The 14124-nt window shown below is 71.8% G+C and carries 12 protein-coding genes; 2 read left to right on the top strand and 10 right to left on the bottom strand.

Going from position 1 to position 14124, the window contains the following annotated elements; genetic code table 11:
- Positions 1 to 40: 40 nt before the first annotated feature.
- Positions 41 to 835: a DeoR/GlpR family DNA-binding transcription regulator gene (locus tag BA062_RS14605; protein WP_110336576.1), complete on the bottom strand. Its 795-nt coding sequence runs from the start codon at positions 833 to 835 to the stop codon at positions 41 to 43.
- A gap of 273 nt (positions 836 to 1108) precedes the next feature.
- Here BA062_RS14605 and BA062_RS14610 point away from each other — a divergent pair, with 273 nt between their 5' ends.
- Both BA062_RS14610 and BA062_RS14615 read left to right on the top strand, forming a co-directional pair.
- Positions 1109 to 2575 carry a sodium:solute symporter family protein gene (locus BA062_RS14610; protein ID WP_110336577.1) on the top strand — a complete coding sequence of 489 codons (1467 nt, stop codon included), beginning with the start codon at positions 1109 to 1111 and terminating at the stop codon, positions 2573 to 2575.
- Entirely contained in the window at positions 2562 to 4844 is a 2283-nt protein-coding gene (locus BA062_RS14615; protein ID WP_110336578.1) for a N,N-dimethylformamidase beta subunit family domain-containing protein, read from the top strand. Before BA062_RS14610 ends, BA062_RS14615 begins: the two co-directional genes overlap by 14 nt.
- A 75-nt stretch (positions 4845 to 4919) precedes the next feature.
- On the opposite strand, the gene BA062_RS14620 is transcribed toward BA062_RS14615, so the two are convergent.
- The 9 genes from BA062_RS14620 to BA062_RS14660 are packed head-to-tail and all read right to left on the bottom strand — an operon-like array spanning position 4920 to position 14102.
- Complete coding sequence (locus tag BA062_RS14620) at positions 4920 to 5693, bottom strand: SDR family NAD(P)-dependent oxidoreductase (protein WP_110336579.1); 774 nt, start codon at positions 5691 to 5693, stop codon at positions 4920 to 4922.
- Complete coding sequence (locus BA062_RS14625) at positions 5690 to 7312, bottom strand: class I adenylate-forming enzyme family protein (RefSeq protein WP_110336580.1); 1623 nt, start codon at positions 7310 to 7312, stop codon at positions 5690 to 5692. The genes BA062_RS14620 and BA062_RS14625 overlap by 4 nt, the downstream gene beginning before the upstream one ends.
- A complete protein-coding gene (locus BA062_RS14630; RefSeq protein ID WP_168213953.1) occupies positions 7309 to 7857 on the bottom strand; it encodes an EthD domain-containing protein in 549 nt (182 codons plus the stop codon). Before BA062_RS14630 ends, BA062_RS14625 begins: the two co-directional genes overlap by 4 nt.
- Before the next feature lie 2 nt (positions 7858 to 7859).
- Complete coding sequence (locus BA062_RS14635; protein ID WP_110336582.1) at positions 7860 to 8990, bottom strand: NDMA-dependent alcohol dehydrogenase; 1131 nt, start codon at positions 8988 to 8990, stop codon at positions 7860 to 7862.
- 14 nt (positions 8991 to 9004) lie between these two features.
- A complete protein-coding gene (locus BA062_RS14640; protein ID WP_245959821.1) occupies positions 9005 to 10459 on the bottom strand; it encodes an aldehyde dehydrogenase in 1455 nt (484 codons plus the stop codon).
- The gene (locus BA062_RS14645) at positions 10456 to 11289 is read right to left on the bottom strand and encodes a sugar phosphate isomerase/epimerase family protein (protein WP_110336583.1); all 834 of its coding nucleotides are present in this window, start codon (positions 11287 to 11289) and stop codon (positions 10456 to 10458) included. The genes BA062_RS14640 and BA062_RS14645 overlap by 4 nt, the downstream gene beginning before the upstream one ends.
- A gap of 4 nt (positions 11290 to 11293) precedes the next feature.
- Entirely contained in the window at positions 11294 to 11830 is a 537-nt protein-coding gene (locus BA062_RS14650; RefSeq protein WP_110336584.1) for a VOC family protein, read from the bottom strand.
- 2 nt (positions 11831 to 11832) lie between these two features.
- Positions 11833 to 12381, bottom strand: a complete 549-nt coding sequence (locus tag BA062_RS14655; protein ID WP_168213954.1) for a VOC family protein — start codon at positions 12379 to 12381, stop codon at positions 11833 to 11835.
- Positions 12378 to 14102, bottom strand: a complete 1725-nt coding sequence (locus BA062_RS14660) for a class I adenylate-forming enzyme family protein (protein WP_110336586.1) — start codon at positions 14100 to 14102, stop codon at positions 12378 to 12380. The genes BA062_RS14655 and BA062_RS14660 overlap by 4 nt, the downstream gene beginning before the upstream one ends.
- Positions 14103 to 14124 lie beyond the last annotated feature (22 nt).

The following is a 14124-nucleotide window of genomic DNA, read 5'->3' on the forward strand; positions in this document are numbered from 1 at the left end:
ACCGGTACCGCCGGCACTCCCTCGTGCCGCCTGACTCATCTCAGTCCTTTCCTTCCGGCGCGGCGTCCTCGCGCGGCCGGATGATCTGCCCACTCGCGCGCGTGACCGCCCGCTCCAGCTCGACGGGCGGCTCCTGGTCCGTGATCAGGGCGTCGATGTCGGCGAGCGGCGCCACGCGGTAGGGCGCGATGCGCTGGTGCTTGCTGCCGTCGGCGAGCACGTAGTTCGCGGCGGAATGGCGCATGATGACGCGCCTCACATGGGTTTCGTCGACGTAGAAGTCGGTGAGCCCGGCGTCGGCGTGCACACCGCCGGAGCCGAGGAACGCCACGTCGGCGAACACGTCCTCGAAGTAGGTCTGCGTGGCGGGACCGGACAGGGCGCGGTCACCGTGCCGCATCCGGCCCGGGCTGAGCTGCACCTCGATCTCGGACACGTCGGCGAGCTCGTTCGCGACCAGGATCGAGCAGGTGATCACCACGCCGGAGAAGCCGCCCGCCGCCAGGGCGCGCGCCACGTACATGGCCGTGGTTCCCACGTCGATGACCACGGTCTGCCCCGGCTCGACCTGCTCGGCGGCGAGCCTCCCGATGGCCTCCTTGGCCTCGGTCCCGGTGCCCGACCGCTCGACGAACGGGGGCTCGTCGCTCACGTGCCCGGTCCGCATCGCTCCACCCCGGACCCTCACCAGCGCACCCTTCGCCTCCAGTTCGGCGAGGTCGCGCCGGATCGTCTCGGCGGAGACGCCCAGCAGGGCCGCCAGCTCCGTGGTCGACACGACGCTGCCGCACTGGATGGCCTGGGTGATGCGGGCGTGCCGCTCGACAACCAACATGGACGAGACCCGTTCGTGGAAATCTGTGGATACTTGTGGAGAAGTATGGAGATCGTGCATCGGCCGGTCAAGGCCCGGTGTCCTCGAATCCGCCTCACAAGCCGATTAACAACGCGTAACGGCGAGACCGGGGCTTGCCAAATGCCACAACAACGGTCAACATGTCACGAACTCCGGGCATAAGCCCACACTTGCGGGCAGCGAGGACCACAGCCTCCGCGACCCGCACGCGCCGCTGCCTACCTCGGACCTCTGCCTCCACCTGGACGTGACATGCTCGAAAAGTACGCGATCGTCATCGCCTTCGTGGCTCTCCTGGGCTACCTCTCCTACCGCTCGTACCGGAGAGTGAAGACCTACAAGGATTACAACCTGGCGGGACGCAACACCGGGTTCCCCACGCTGGTGGCCACGCTCGGCGCCGCCGAGTTCAACACGGCCACCCTCATCGGCGGCGCCTCGGTCGCCTACCTCTACGGCTCCGTCGGCATCTGGTACACGTCGCTGATCTTCATCTTCGTGTTCGGCCTCTACGCGCTGACCGTGGCCCGCCCCTACCGCCGCCTGGGCATCTCCACCATCGCGGAGTTCTTCGAGCGCCGGTTCCCCGGACGCTTCTCGGAGGTCACGCGCGGGCTCGCGAGCGTCGTCACGCTCACGTTCACCTGGATCGCGCCGGCGACCTACCTCGCGGGGCTGTCCGTCGTCTCCTCGGTCCTGCTCGGCATCGATCCACTCACGACGGTCATCGCGATCACCGCCGTGTGTCTCATCCTCGCCCTCGCCGGCGGGTTCCTGACCGCGCTGTCGTTCGACGTCGTCGCCTACCTTATGATCCTCGTGTTCATCCCCGTGCTGTTCGTCGTCGGCTACCTCGCGGCCGACGGCTTCGGCAGCCTCGGCGACGTGTTCGACGAGCGTTTCCTGTCGCTGGAACCGATCTGGGACCTGCAGGACTACGGCTTCGCGGCGATCCTCACGTGGTGCTTCCAGAACATCATGCTCTACATCGCCGCACCCTGGTACGGCCAGCGCATCTTCTCTGCGCGCAACGAGCGCATCGCCTACCGGGCCATGCTGACGAACACGGTGCTCATCACGGTGCTCTACGCATTGGTCGCGCTCACGACGATGTTCAGCAAGGTGGTGATGCCGAACCTGGACAAGCCCGAGGAGGCGCTCCCCCGTCTCGTGCTCGAGTACACCCCGGCCGTCGTGCAGGGCCTGCTGCTCGTCACGCTCCTGCTCGTCGGCATCAGCACGATGGTCGCGATCTGGAACTCTGCCGTGTCGATCGTCGTCAACGACATCGTCAAGCGCTACGTCTTCCGCGACCGCACGGACGGCTTCTACGTGGCGACGAGCCGCGTCGTGTTCCTGGTGCTCGGCCTGTCCACCCTGGCGTTCGCGCTGACCTTCGTCGGCAACATCCTGATCGCGCTGACCTACGTCTCGGTGTTCACCGCGCTGCTGGCGTTCCCGATCCTCGCCGGACTCTACTGGAAGCGGTTCACCACCACGGCGGCACTGGGTTCGCTGGTGGCCGGCGTCTGCTATGTCACCGTCGCGCTGCTTGCCAGCTTCCCCTACTACCTGATCAGCCCCGTCGGGGTCGCGCTCAGCGCCGTGGTCGGCATAGTGCTGACCCTGGCCGCGCCCCGGACGACGACGGATCCCAGGGTCGCCGAGTTCTTCGCGACCGCGCACGGCACCGAGGAGTACGAGAATGCCCCACAGTGAGCGCGAATACCTGCGGCTCAACGCCGATGACGACATCCTGAACATCACCGGGTACGCCGACGTCTGGAGCGTCCGGGGTGGTGACCCGATCACGTTCCACGTCAGCACCAACCGGCCGGAGTACCGCGCCGAGATCGTGGAGCTGCTCGGCGGGATGACCGACCCGAAGGCCACCGACCTGCCCGTCCGCGAGGTCGGCGCCGCGTGCGACGGGACCTACCCGGGCTCGATCCAGCACACGGACATCGGTTCCTACGCGGAGCTCCCGCTGCCCTCGGACTGGTTGCGCGACAACGCGTTCAGCGTCCAGCTGCGGTTCCTGCCCACCGCCCCGCACGGCGACCACGCGCAGGTGCTCGTCCACTCAGGTCTGTCCGCTCGGGATGGACACCTCACCCTCGGCATCGGCACCGACGGCCGCCTCGCGCTGCACCTGCGCGGTGCGGACTCGGCCGAGACGACGCTCGTCGCGCCGGTGGAACTCACGCGGGACCGCTGGTTCTTCGTCCACGCAGACTACGACCGCGCGGCGCGCAGGGCGAGGCTGCTCGTCGTGCAGGAGTCCGGCTGGCAACGGCGGAACCAGGAGTCCGTCGTGGAGGCGACGCTCGACGCCGACCTGTCCCGAGCGGAGGTCACCGGCACCTTTCTCGCGGCGAAGCCGGTCACGATCGGCGACTGGCACGGCCTCGACGACCATTTCAACGGCAAGATCGAGAACCCCCGGTTCTGGGGCCGGGCGCTGGGCACCGACGAGATCGCGGCCGCCCGTGCCCGCCGGGCCGTGGAACCCGCGGCGCTCGTCGCCGACTACGACCTCGGCGCGGACTTCGCGACCGCGCTGGCCAGGGACGTCTCTGGCCACGACCGGCACGGCACGCTGCACCAGGGACCACAGCGCGGCGTCACGTCGAGCCGCTGGGACGGCACCCGCCACGACTTCACGGTCGCGCCGGAGCACTACGCCGCCGTGCACTTCCACGACGACGACCTCACCGACGCCGCGTGGGAGCCGAGCCTGCGGTGGACGGTGCCGGAGGATCTCCCGGCGGGCGCGTACGCGCTGCGGCTGCGGGCGGGCGACGAGCTGGACTACCTCCCGTTCTTCGTCCGGCGTCCGGCGGGCACGCACTCCGACGTGCTGTTCCTGGTCCCCAGCTTCACCTACCTCGCCTACGCCAACGAACGGCTGTTCCAGTCCGGGCTCCAAGAGGACTTCATGGTCCACGAGATGGAGCTGGCGCCACAGGACCACTTCATCACCGGTCACGACGAGGTCGGCAAGTCCCTCTACGACACGCACAACGATGGCAGTGGCGTCGCCTACTCCTCGCGACTGCGCCCCGTGCTCAACCTCCGTCCGCACTACCACAACTGGCTCTCCGGCCACGTCCGTCACCTCGCGGCCGACCTCTACCTGCTCGGCTGGCTGCAGTCGCTGGGCGCCGAGCACTCGGTCGACATCGCGCTCGACGAGGACCTGCATCGGGAGGGAACCGAGCTGCTGTCCCGCTACAACGTGGTCGTCACCGGGTCCCACCCCGAGTACTGGACGAGGCCGATGATGGACGCGCTCGCCGGCTATCTCGGCGACGGCGGGCGGCTGATGTACTTGGGCGGCAACGGTTTCTACTGGGTCACGAGCGCCTTCGCGGACCGGCCCCACGTCATCGAGGTCCGGCGCGGCAACTCCGGCACGCGCTGCTGGGACTCCCCGCCGGGCGAGCTGGTGCACAGCGCGAGCTTCGACCACGGCGGGCTCTGGCGCTTCAACGGCTACGTGCCGCAGCAGTTCGTCGGCGTCGGCATGGCCGCACAGGGCTGGGGCCGCGCGGTTCCCTACCACCGGCTGCCCGACAGCTTCGACGAGCGCGCCGCGTTCGTCTTCGCCGGCATCGACCCCGACGAGCCGATCGGCGATTTCGGCTACGTCCTCGGCGGCGCGGCGGGCGACGAGGTGGACCGCTACGGGCCCGACCTCGGAACCCCGGACCACGCGCTGCGGCTCGCCACCTCGGCGCAGCTGGACGACCGGTACCAGATCACCCAGGAGGAGCTGCTGATGACGGCGCCCGGTCAGGGCGGCACGGAGAACGAGCTGGTCCGGGCCGACCTGACGTACTTCGAGGTCGACGGAGGAGGCGCGGTGTTCTCCGTGGGCTCGATCTGCTGGGCGGGCAGCCTCGCGTGGAACGGCTACGACAACAACGTCGCCCGCATCTCCCGCAACGTCCTGGACCGGTTCGCCGGTAAGGACGCCCCGCGGTAGGTGTGGTCGCTGTTCGTGCTGTTCCGTCGCCGCGCGTCCGACCGTCCGGAACAGCACCGGCCGCCGTGCCGGGCCTCAGCCGCCCGGCGGCGCCAGCTGCGCGGTGCGCCCGGTGGCTCCGCCGTCGACGGGGAGGACCGCGGCGGTGATGAACGACGACGCGGGCGAGGCGAGGAACGCGATCGCCTCGGCCACCTCCTCCTGTTCGCCCCATCGCCCCAGCGGCAGGCTGCGGCGCAGCTCGTCGTACTTCTCCGGCTGGGTGTCCTTGATCGGGCGCGTCAGCTCGGTGTGGGTGGGGCCGGGCGCCACGACGTTGACCCGGATGCCGTCGGGGGCGAGGTCGACCGCGGCCGAGCGGGCCAGGTTGGTGATCGCGGCCTTCGACGTGCAGTAGGCCCAGTGCTCCGGTTCCCCGCCGGTGCCCGACACCGACGACAGCACGACGATCGAGCCGCCACCCGACCGGCGCAGCGCGGGCGCGGCCGCCCTGATCCCCAGCGCGCCCGCCCGGACGTTGACGTCCATCACGCGGTCGTAGACGGCGAGGTCGAGGCTTTCGATGTGACCCCACGCGGTGATTCCGGCGGAGAGCACCACGGCGTCGAGCCGCCCGAAGCGTTCCTCGGCCAGGCGCACGGCGGCCTCGTTGCCCTCGGCGCCGGTGACGTCGGCGGCCAGGCCCGCCGACGGGTGCCGCCCGGCCCGCGTGCCGTCCAGCCACCCGACCCGTTCGGCGGCGAGGTCGACGCCCACGACGGGTCCGTGCCGCTCCAGCCACAGCTCGGCGAACGCCTTACCCAGCCCGGATCCCGCGCCGGTCACGACCGCGACCGCTCCCCCGCTCACCGGCCCTCACCCCTGACGTACTCGGCGGCCTGCTCGCGCAGCCGGAACTTCTGGATCTTCGTCGTCGACATCGGCCACTCGGTGACGAACCAGACCCGCCGCGGCACCTTGAACGTGGCGAGCTCGCCGCGGCAGTGGGCGATCAGGTCCTCCTCGGTCGCGTCGTGGCCCGGCACGAGCTCCACGAACGCCACCGGCACCTCCTGCAGGCGCGGGTCCGCGACGCCGACGACCGCGGCGATCTTCACCGCGGGGTGCTGCGCGAGGTGGGCCTCGATCTCGGCGGCGGCGACGTTCTCGCCGCCGACCTTGAGCATGTCCTTGAGCCTGCCGGTGTAGGTGATCCGGCCGCTCTCGTCCACGCTGCCGAGGTCCCCGGTGCGCAGCCTGCCGTGCGCGTCGGTCCGCGCGGCGGTGGTCCCGGGGTCGTTGAGGTAGCCGGTGAACATGCCGGGGCCCGACACCCGAATCTCGCCGGTGACGCCCGCGGGACACTCCTCCTCCGTCACGGGGTCGACGATCGCGACGCGCATCCCCGGAAACGGTCTGCCCGCCGTCGTGAGCCGCAGTTCCAGCGGGTCGTCGAGATGGCTGTAGGTGATCACCCCGCCCGCCTCGGTGAGGCCGTAGGAGCCGACGACCTTGGCCTGCGGGAACGCCGCCTGCACCTGCCTCAGCGTGTCGGCGGGCGCGGTGTCGAGCACGGCCCGGATGCGGGAGAGGTCGGCGGAGGCGAAGCCGGGGTGGTGGATGATCGACTGCGTGATCGTCGGGAAGGCCGGATAGGCGAACGTCGCCCGTTCCCCGGCGAGCTGGCGCAGCGCGGTGTCGGCGTCGATGTGGGTCATGCTGAGCGTCGCGCCGCCGCGCAGCACGTTGGCCAACGTGGGTAGCAGCCCGGCCATGTGGAACAGCGGCAGCGGGTCCCAGAACCGCTCCCGCTCGGTGAGCGTGAACCGCTCCGCCACGCAGTCCGCCGTGCGCATCAGGGCGCCGTGGGTGAGCGGGCAGCCACGCGGGGACGAGGTGGTGCCGGAGGTGTACATGATCACGGCGATGTCGTCGGCCCCGACGGCGGCTCCCCGCGCGGCGACGGCCGCGGGATCCACCGCGTGTGCCGCGTCCTCCCAGCCCGCCTGGTCGACGTAACCCTCGGGACTGCTCGCGCCGAGCAGCACCCGGGTGCGCAGCCGCGGCGGCGTCCCGCCTTCGAACGCGCGGCCGAGCAGGTCGGCGAACGGCACGTACTCGGCCACCAGGTCGGTCGTCACCAGAGCGACCAGGTCCGCGTCGGCGACGACGTGCCGCAGCTCCTTGGGTTTGTAGCGGGCATTGACCGTCACCGGCACGATCCCGGCCAGGTGGGCGCCGAAGAACACCTCCAGGAACTCCAGGCAGTTCGGCATGAGGATGCCGATCCGTTCGCCGGGCTCGATGCCGAGCCCGGCGAGGGAGCGCGCCGCGAGGCGCGAGCGGGCGAGCAGCTGGGCGTACGTGTGGCGGCGTTCCGGGTAGACGACGGCGTCGGCGTCCGGCCACCGTTCCGCGGCGCGCGTCAGCGCCTCGCCGACGGTGGGGACGGCCGAGGGCGCGTCGACGCGGGCGGTGAGGGCGGTCATCGTTGGCTCCCCTTCGGGCTCGGTAGGGCATACGCGCGAGGACGGCAGACCAGGGCGACCGGCCCGGCGCCGCGGGTCAGCGCCAGCGCCTCGCCGGGTTCCGCCATCACCGCGGTGTACACGCGGGTGCCCCGGCCGGGCGGCGGCACGGGCCGGGACAGCTCCAGCGGACGCCAGCGGGCGCCCGGTGGCGGGGCGTCGTCGAACCACAGGACCCGGATCCCGTCGGCAGGCCCGGCCTCCCCGCCCACCACCGCGGCGGACCACGCCGCCTGCCGGTCCAAAAAGGACGCCTCGTCGGGTGTGACGACCTCGCGGTAGTACGCCGAGGAGTAGGCCCCGCGCTCGGCGTCCCGGTCGGCGAACCAGGTCTCGGAGCAGAACCGGGCCGTGCCGCGGGCCCACTCCTGCGCCACCGGCCGGTTCTGGGTGTAGCCGAGGAGGCCGGGGGTCGCCGTGAAGAGGTCGCCGTGCCGCTGCTCCCAGTGCCGGCGGCCGGCCTCGGGATCGCCGAGCGGGGGGACGAGGAAGATGCGGTGCTGCACGGTCAGTCGTCGTAGAGGATGACGCCGCGGATGTTGCGGGCGGCCTCCATGTCGGCGTACGCCTCGTTGATCCGGTCGAGGGTGTACGTGCGGGTGATCATCTCGTCGATCATCAGCTCCCCGCGCTGGTAGCGCGCCAGCAGCCTGGGGATGTCGACGCTGGGCTGCAGCCCGCCGTACAGGCCGCCCCTGATCGTCTGCTGCATCATCACGAAGCCGAAGATGTTGAACCGGGCGTCGATGTCCCACATGGACGAGACGCCGGCGATCGCCATCGTGCCGCCCTTGGCGAGCAGGCCGAGCATCGGCTGGATCATCGTGCCCTCGACCACGCCGATGGTGACGATCACCTTGTCGGCCATCCGGCCGTGGGTGAGGTCGGTCAGCAGCGGCATCGCCTCCTCGATCGAGCCGACCGCGTGGGTCGCCCCGAACTTCGGCGCCTCCCGCTGCTTGAACTCCGCGGGGTCGATGACGATGATCTCGCGGGCACCGGCGTGCTTGGCGCCCTGCACCGCGCTCATCCCGACCCCGCCGACGCCGAGCACCACCACGACGTCGTCGATCTCGACCCCGGCGATCCGCACGGCCGTGCCCCAGCCGGTGGGCACGGCGCAGCCGGCCAGCGCGGCCGCGGGGAACGGGATGTCCTTGTCGATCTTGATGACCGAGTCCACGGGCGCGACGATGCGCTCGCTGAACGTACCCAGGTAGGTCATCGGCCCCACCGGCTCGCCCGCCGCCGTGTGGATGCGGTGGGTGCCGTCGAGCATGACGCCCTGGAGCAGCCCGGCCCCGCGGTCGCACAGCTGGCCGATTCCGCGGACGCAGGGCACGCATTTGCCGCAGGACGGCATGAAGGTGCACGTGACGTGGTCGCCGACCGCCAGCTCGGTGACGCCCTCGCCGACCTCCTCGACGATCCCGGCGCCCTCGTGGCCGCCGAGGAACGGCGCGAAGTCCACGGCCTGGTCGCCCGCCGCGGCGTGGTTGTCGGAATGGCAGAGGCCTGCCGCCTTGAGCTTGACCATCACCTCGCCGCGCTTCGGCGGCGAGATCTCGAGCTCCTCGACGTGCCAGTCGTTGCGCACGTTCTGCTGGGTCTTCAACAGCACCGCACCGTGGGACTTCATGGTCGCTCTCCCGCTCACTTCACCTTGACGGACTTGTACTGGAGGAACTCCGCGAGCCCCTCGAGGCCGAACTCGCGGCCGAAACCGGACTGCTTGAACCCGCCGAACGGCGCGAAGAGCGACACCCCGGCGGTGTTGACCGCCACGGCGCCCGCGCGGATCCGGCCCGCGACGCGGCGGGCCAGCTCCTCGTCGGCGGCGTAGACCGAGGCGGCGAGACCGTACGGCGTGCCGTTGGCGATGTCGACGGCCTCGTCGAGGCTGTCGTACGGGATCACGCTGAGCACCGGCCCGAAGATCTCCTCCTGCGCGATGGTCGCGCCGGGGTCGACGTTCGCGAACACGGTCGGCGCGACGTACCAGCCGCGGTCGAGCCCCTCGGGCCTTCCCCCGCCGAGCACCAGGTCGGCGCCCTCCCGCACGCCCGCGTCGATGTAGCCGAGGACGCGCTCGAACTGGCGCGCGCTCGCCAGCGGGCCGAGGTCGGAGGAGGCGTCCGTCGGATCGCCCACCGTCATGGCACCCAGCCGTTCCACGAGCGCGGCGACCACCTCGTCGTGCCGGTGCCGGGGTACGACCACGCGGGTCAGTGCCGCGCAGATCTGGCCGTTGAAGGCGATGAACCCGGGCACTAGCGACGGCAGGACGTCGTCGAGCGGGATGTCGTCGAGGATCACCGCGGGCGACTTGCCGCCCAGCTCCAGCGTCACGTTGGCGAGCCGGCCCGCGCAGGCGCTCATCACGGCCTTCCCGGCGGGGATCGAGCCGGTGAGGCTCACCTTGTCGATCGCGGGATGGGCCACGAGGTGGGCGCTCACCTCGGTGGAGGCGGCCAGCACGCTCAGCACGCCCTTCGGCAGCCCGGCCGCCTCGGCCAGCTCACCGACCAGCGCGGCGGTGAGCTGCGACTCCTGGGCCATCTTCAGCACCACCGGGCATCCGGCGAGCAGGGCGGGCACCAGCTTCATCGCGAGGTAGAGACCGGGGCCGTTCCAGGCGGTGATGACCACCGCCGGGCCGATGGGCTCCCTGACCACGTCCACGACGCCGTCGGGCACCTCGCGCCGCTCCGTCAGCCGCAGCTCCTTGGCCTGCTCCAGCAGGCTCCGCCAGATCAGCACCACGCCGCCGTCGAGGGCGGCGGCGTGCGCGAGCGTCGGCCCGGACTCGGTGGTCCACGCGGCGTCGAACTCGTCCTTGCGGGCCTCGAACTCGTCGCAGAACCGGCTCAGCACCGCGATGCGCTCGGCGAGCGGCAGCGTCGGCCACGGCCCGTGGTCGAACGCCTCGCGGGCGGCGGCGACCGCGCGCTCGGCGTCCTCGATCGTCGGGTCCGCGGCGACGGCCACCACCTCGCCGGTCGCCGGTGACACCACCTCGTACACGGGGTCGTCCTCGGTCTTGGACACCCATTCGCCCCCGAGGTAGAGCCGGTTGATGCGGGCGACGGGGTCAGCGCTCAGTGTCACGATGCCTCCTTCACGGTGCTGGTCTGTTGTGGACGGTCGAGGGTCGCGACCGCCGACCACGCCGCGCGGGCGCGGTCGAGCGGTGCCATGCCGCGGGTCGTGACGGTGGGCGCCTCGACCGAGACCGCCCGACCCGGCAGCGCCGCGATCAGTCCGGTGAGGTCCAGTTCGCCGTCACCGGGCAGCAGGCGCGCGGCGAGCGCCTCGGCGCGTAGCGCCTCCATGCCGCCCTCGGGCGCGGCGAGCGGGGCGTCGCAGAGCTGCAGGTACGGGAAGAGCGCGTCGCCGTGGGTCGCGACCGCCGCGGCGACCTCGGCCACGCCGCCGCCCGAGCGGTACAGGTGCAGGGCGTCCACCAGCACCCCGGCGCCGGCCGGGACGGCCACCGCGATCGCCTCGGCGAGGGTCCGGCACCGCGTGAACACCATCGGCTCCAGGCACGGCAGCACCCCGGCCGGGGCGGCCTCCTCGACGATCGCCGCCAGCCGGCCGGCGGCCTCGGCCGGTGCCAGCTCGGTGTTCACCACCAGCAGGTGGGCCGCCCCGCACTCGGCCGCCAGCTCGATCGCGGCCGTGACCTCGGCCCGGGACAGCCGCGTGCTCAGCCGGAGCGCCTCGACGTCGAGGACGCCGAGGCCGGTGGACCGCAGCGCGGCAAGCGTCCGCCCACGGCGGCGGGGGTCCCGTCCGAGGTCCCCGGTCACGGGCTCCCGGCTGCCGGCGACCCGCAGGGTCACCGCGTCGAACCCGGCCTCCGCGGCCGCGGCGACGTGCACCTCCGGCTCGTCGTCCAGGAAGTCCAGGCAGGCCAGCGCGATCCGGCGTCCCACGGGCTCACCGCTCCCGCAGCAGGTCTGACCCGTCCCAGTCCCGCGCCGCCTCCGCCACCCGCCCGTAGAGCCGGGACAGGTAGGGCGTGGCCTCGTACAGCTCGATCAGGTGGCCGACCTGCGGCCCTGGGTCGAGGAACACGAACCGCACCTCCGGCGTCGAGGCGTCCATGACCACCCTCGCGCCCTCGGCGACGAGCTGGTCGCGGGCCGCGTCGAGGTCGTCGACGAAGCACGCCACGTGGTGGATCCCGCCGGGGTCGCGGCGCATGTCCCGGTCGAGCGCGGCGGGCTTGAGCGTGTGGTGGTGGACGAACTCCACCATGACGTTGCCCCACTGCCCCAGCGCGCAGGTGTGGTCGAACACCCCGGGCACGGAACCCGGGCCGTCGCCGGGCACCTCGACCCGCTCGGTCGGCACGTGCTCGCGCACGTAGAACGGCCCGGCGCCGTAGCGCTCGTGCCAGCTCCGGGCGCTCGCGCGCACGTCGGTGGTCGCGTACGCGACCTGCACCATCCGCAGTCCCCTCGGCAGGGTCATGCTCACCTCCAGGTCGGCCGGGCGTCGTTCCAGGCGATCCGCCCCGCCAGCACGTCGCCGATTCCGGCGCCCTCGGGGAGAACGGGTTCGGTCCAGCTCAGCGGTGAGTCGGTGAGCTGCACCAGCGTGCCGAAGGCGGACGAGGGCCGGATGAAGGTCTCGTCCCAGCACCCGGTTCCCGTCCGGGTGTCCACAGTGGAGAAGCCGGCGGCCTCCAGTCGTGCGGCGGCCTCGGTGACGTCCTCGACGAAGCACGTCATGTGGTGGAACCCGGGGCCGCGCTTGTCGAGGTAGGCCGCGAGGTAGGACCGCTCGTGCAGCGGCTGGAGCAGCTCGATCTTGACCCCTGGCGGGAAGCTCAGCTGCAGCGACCGGATCGCGAGCCGGTCGTCGTCGCCACCGGCGATCAGGCGCCCGCCGAACAGGTCCGCGTACAGCGGTGCCGCGGTGGCGAGGTCCCGCACCGCGACGGCGACGTGGTCGAAGCGCGTGACCAGCCCGGCGACCTCCTCGACCGCACCCGCCTCCGCCGGGACGAGGTCGCCGATCACGGCAGCTCGATCCCGAGCTCGGCGCAGATCGCCTCGCGCAGCCGGAACTTCTGGATCTTGGTCGCGGCCATCGGCCACTCGTCGACCACCCGGATGTGCCGGGGCAGTTTGAAGCTCGCGATCCGGCCGCGCAGCCACTCCCCCAGCTCCTCGCCGGTGACGTCGTGCCCCGCGCGCAGTTCGACGGCGGCGACCGGCACCTCCACCAGCCGCGCGTCGGGGATGCCGACGACCTGGGCGATGTTCACCGCGGGATGGCGCTGCAGCGCCTCCTCGATCTCGACGGCCGCGACGTTCTCACCGCCGACCTTGAGCATGTCCTTGAGCCGGCCAAGGTAGGAGATCCGCCCGTCCTCGTCGACCGCTCCGATGTCGCCGGTGTGGAACCAGCCCTCGGCGTCGGTGACGGCCGCGGTCTCCTCGGGCGCGTTGTGGTAGCCCTCGAACATCGAGTACCCGCGGACGCAGATCTCGCCGCGCTCCCCCGTCGGCACCTCCGCGCCGGTCTCGGGGTCGACGATCCGGATCTGGATGCCGGGAAACGGCGGGCCGCTGGTGTTGGTCCGCTGTTCCAGCGTGTCGGTGGGCACCGAGAACGAGACGCAGCCTCCGGTCTCGGTCGAGCCGTAGGCCGTGACCACCGCGGCGTGCGGGAACAGGCCCTGCAGCTCCCGCAGGGTCGCGGGCGGTGCGACGCCGTTGACCACCCGCACCGCGCTCCAGTCCACGGTGGAGAACCCGGGATGGTTGGCCACGGCCTGCGTGATGGTCGGGAACGTCGGATAGAAGTGGGTGAGCCGGGCCCGCCGCAGCATCGCGATCGCCGCGTCGGGCTCGAAGTGCTCCATCGACAGGAACGTCGCGCCGACGAAGAAGCAGCCGTTCATCGGCAGCACCGACGACATGTGGAACATCGGCAGCGGGTCCCAGAACCGGTCGCCCCCGTGGACGTCGAGCCGCTCGGCCACGGCGATCGCGTTGCGCACCACCATCTCGTGGGACAGCGCGCAGCCCTTCGGCTTCGCGGTGGTGCCGGAGGTGTACATCATCATGCCGACACCGCGCAGCGGCACCTGGCGGCGCAGCGCGTGGACCTCCTCCGGCGACACCCGCGCCGCGCCCTCGTAGAACCGCTGCGCCGTCGTGTAGGCCGGGGCGACCGCGCCGTCCCCGCCGAGCAGCACCACAGCCTCCAGCGCGGGAACGGACGGCACCGGGAAGGCGCCGGCCCGCTGCGGATCGAGCTCGGGCATGGCGGCCTCGATCCGCCTGGTCAGCTCGAACGGCCTGCTGGGTTGCTCGGCGGTGACGAGCACCTTGATGCCGGCGTCGCCGAGGACGTGGGCCAGGTCATCGCCCTGGTAGCGGGCGTTGATGAGCACCGCGACCGCGCCGAGCATCGCGGCGCCGTAGGAGATCCGCGCGAAGTCGGGGCAGTTCGCCATGAGCACGCCGACGTGGTCGCCCGGCCCGACGCCCATCGCGCGCAGGGCCCTGGCGGCCAGCTCGGCGTCGTCCGCCAGCCGGGCGTAGGTCAGGCGTTCGTGCGGGAAGACCAGCGCCTCGGCGTCCGGCCACAGCGCGGCGGCCCGGATCACCACGTCACCGATCGGAACCGCCTCGGCCCAGCCACGGTGTCCCGCCGGGGCGCGGCCGGCCCCGGCGGCCGCTGTGACCCTGAGCGCCGGCGCCTCGTGCGAGGACGTCTCCGTTGTCGTCACCGCGTGTCCTTTCTGCTTGTCC

It is taken from the genome of Prauserella flavalba (assembly GCF_003202235.1).
Taxonomy (GTDB): domain Bacteria; phylum Actinomycetota; class Actinomycetes; order Mycobacteriales; family Pseudonocardiaceae; genus Prauserella_A; species Prauserella_A flavalba.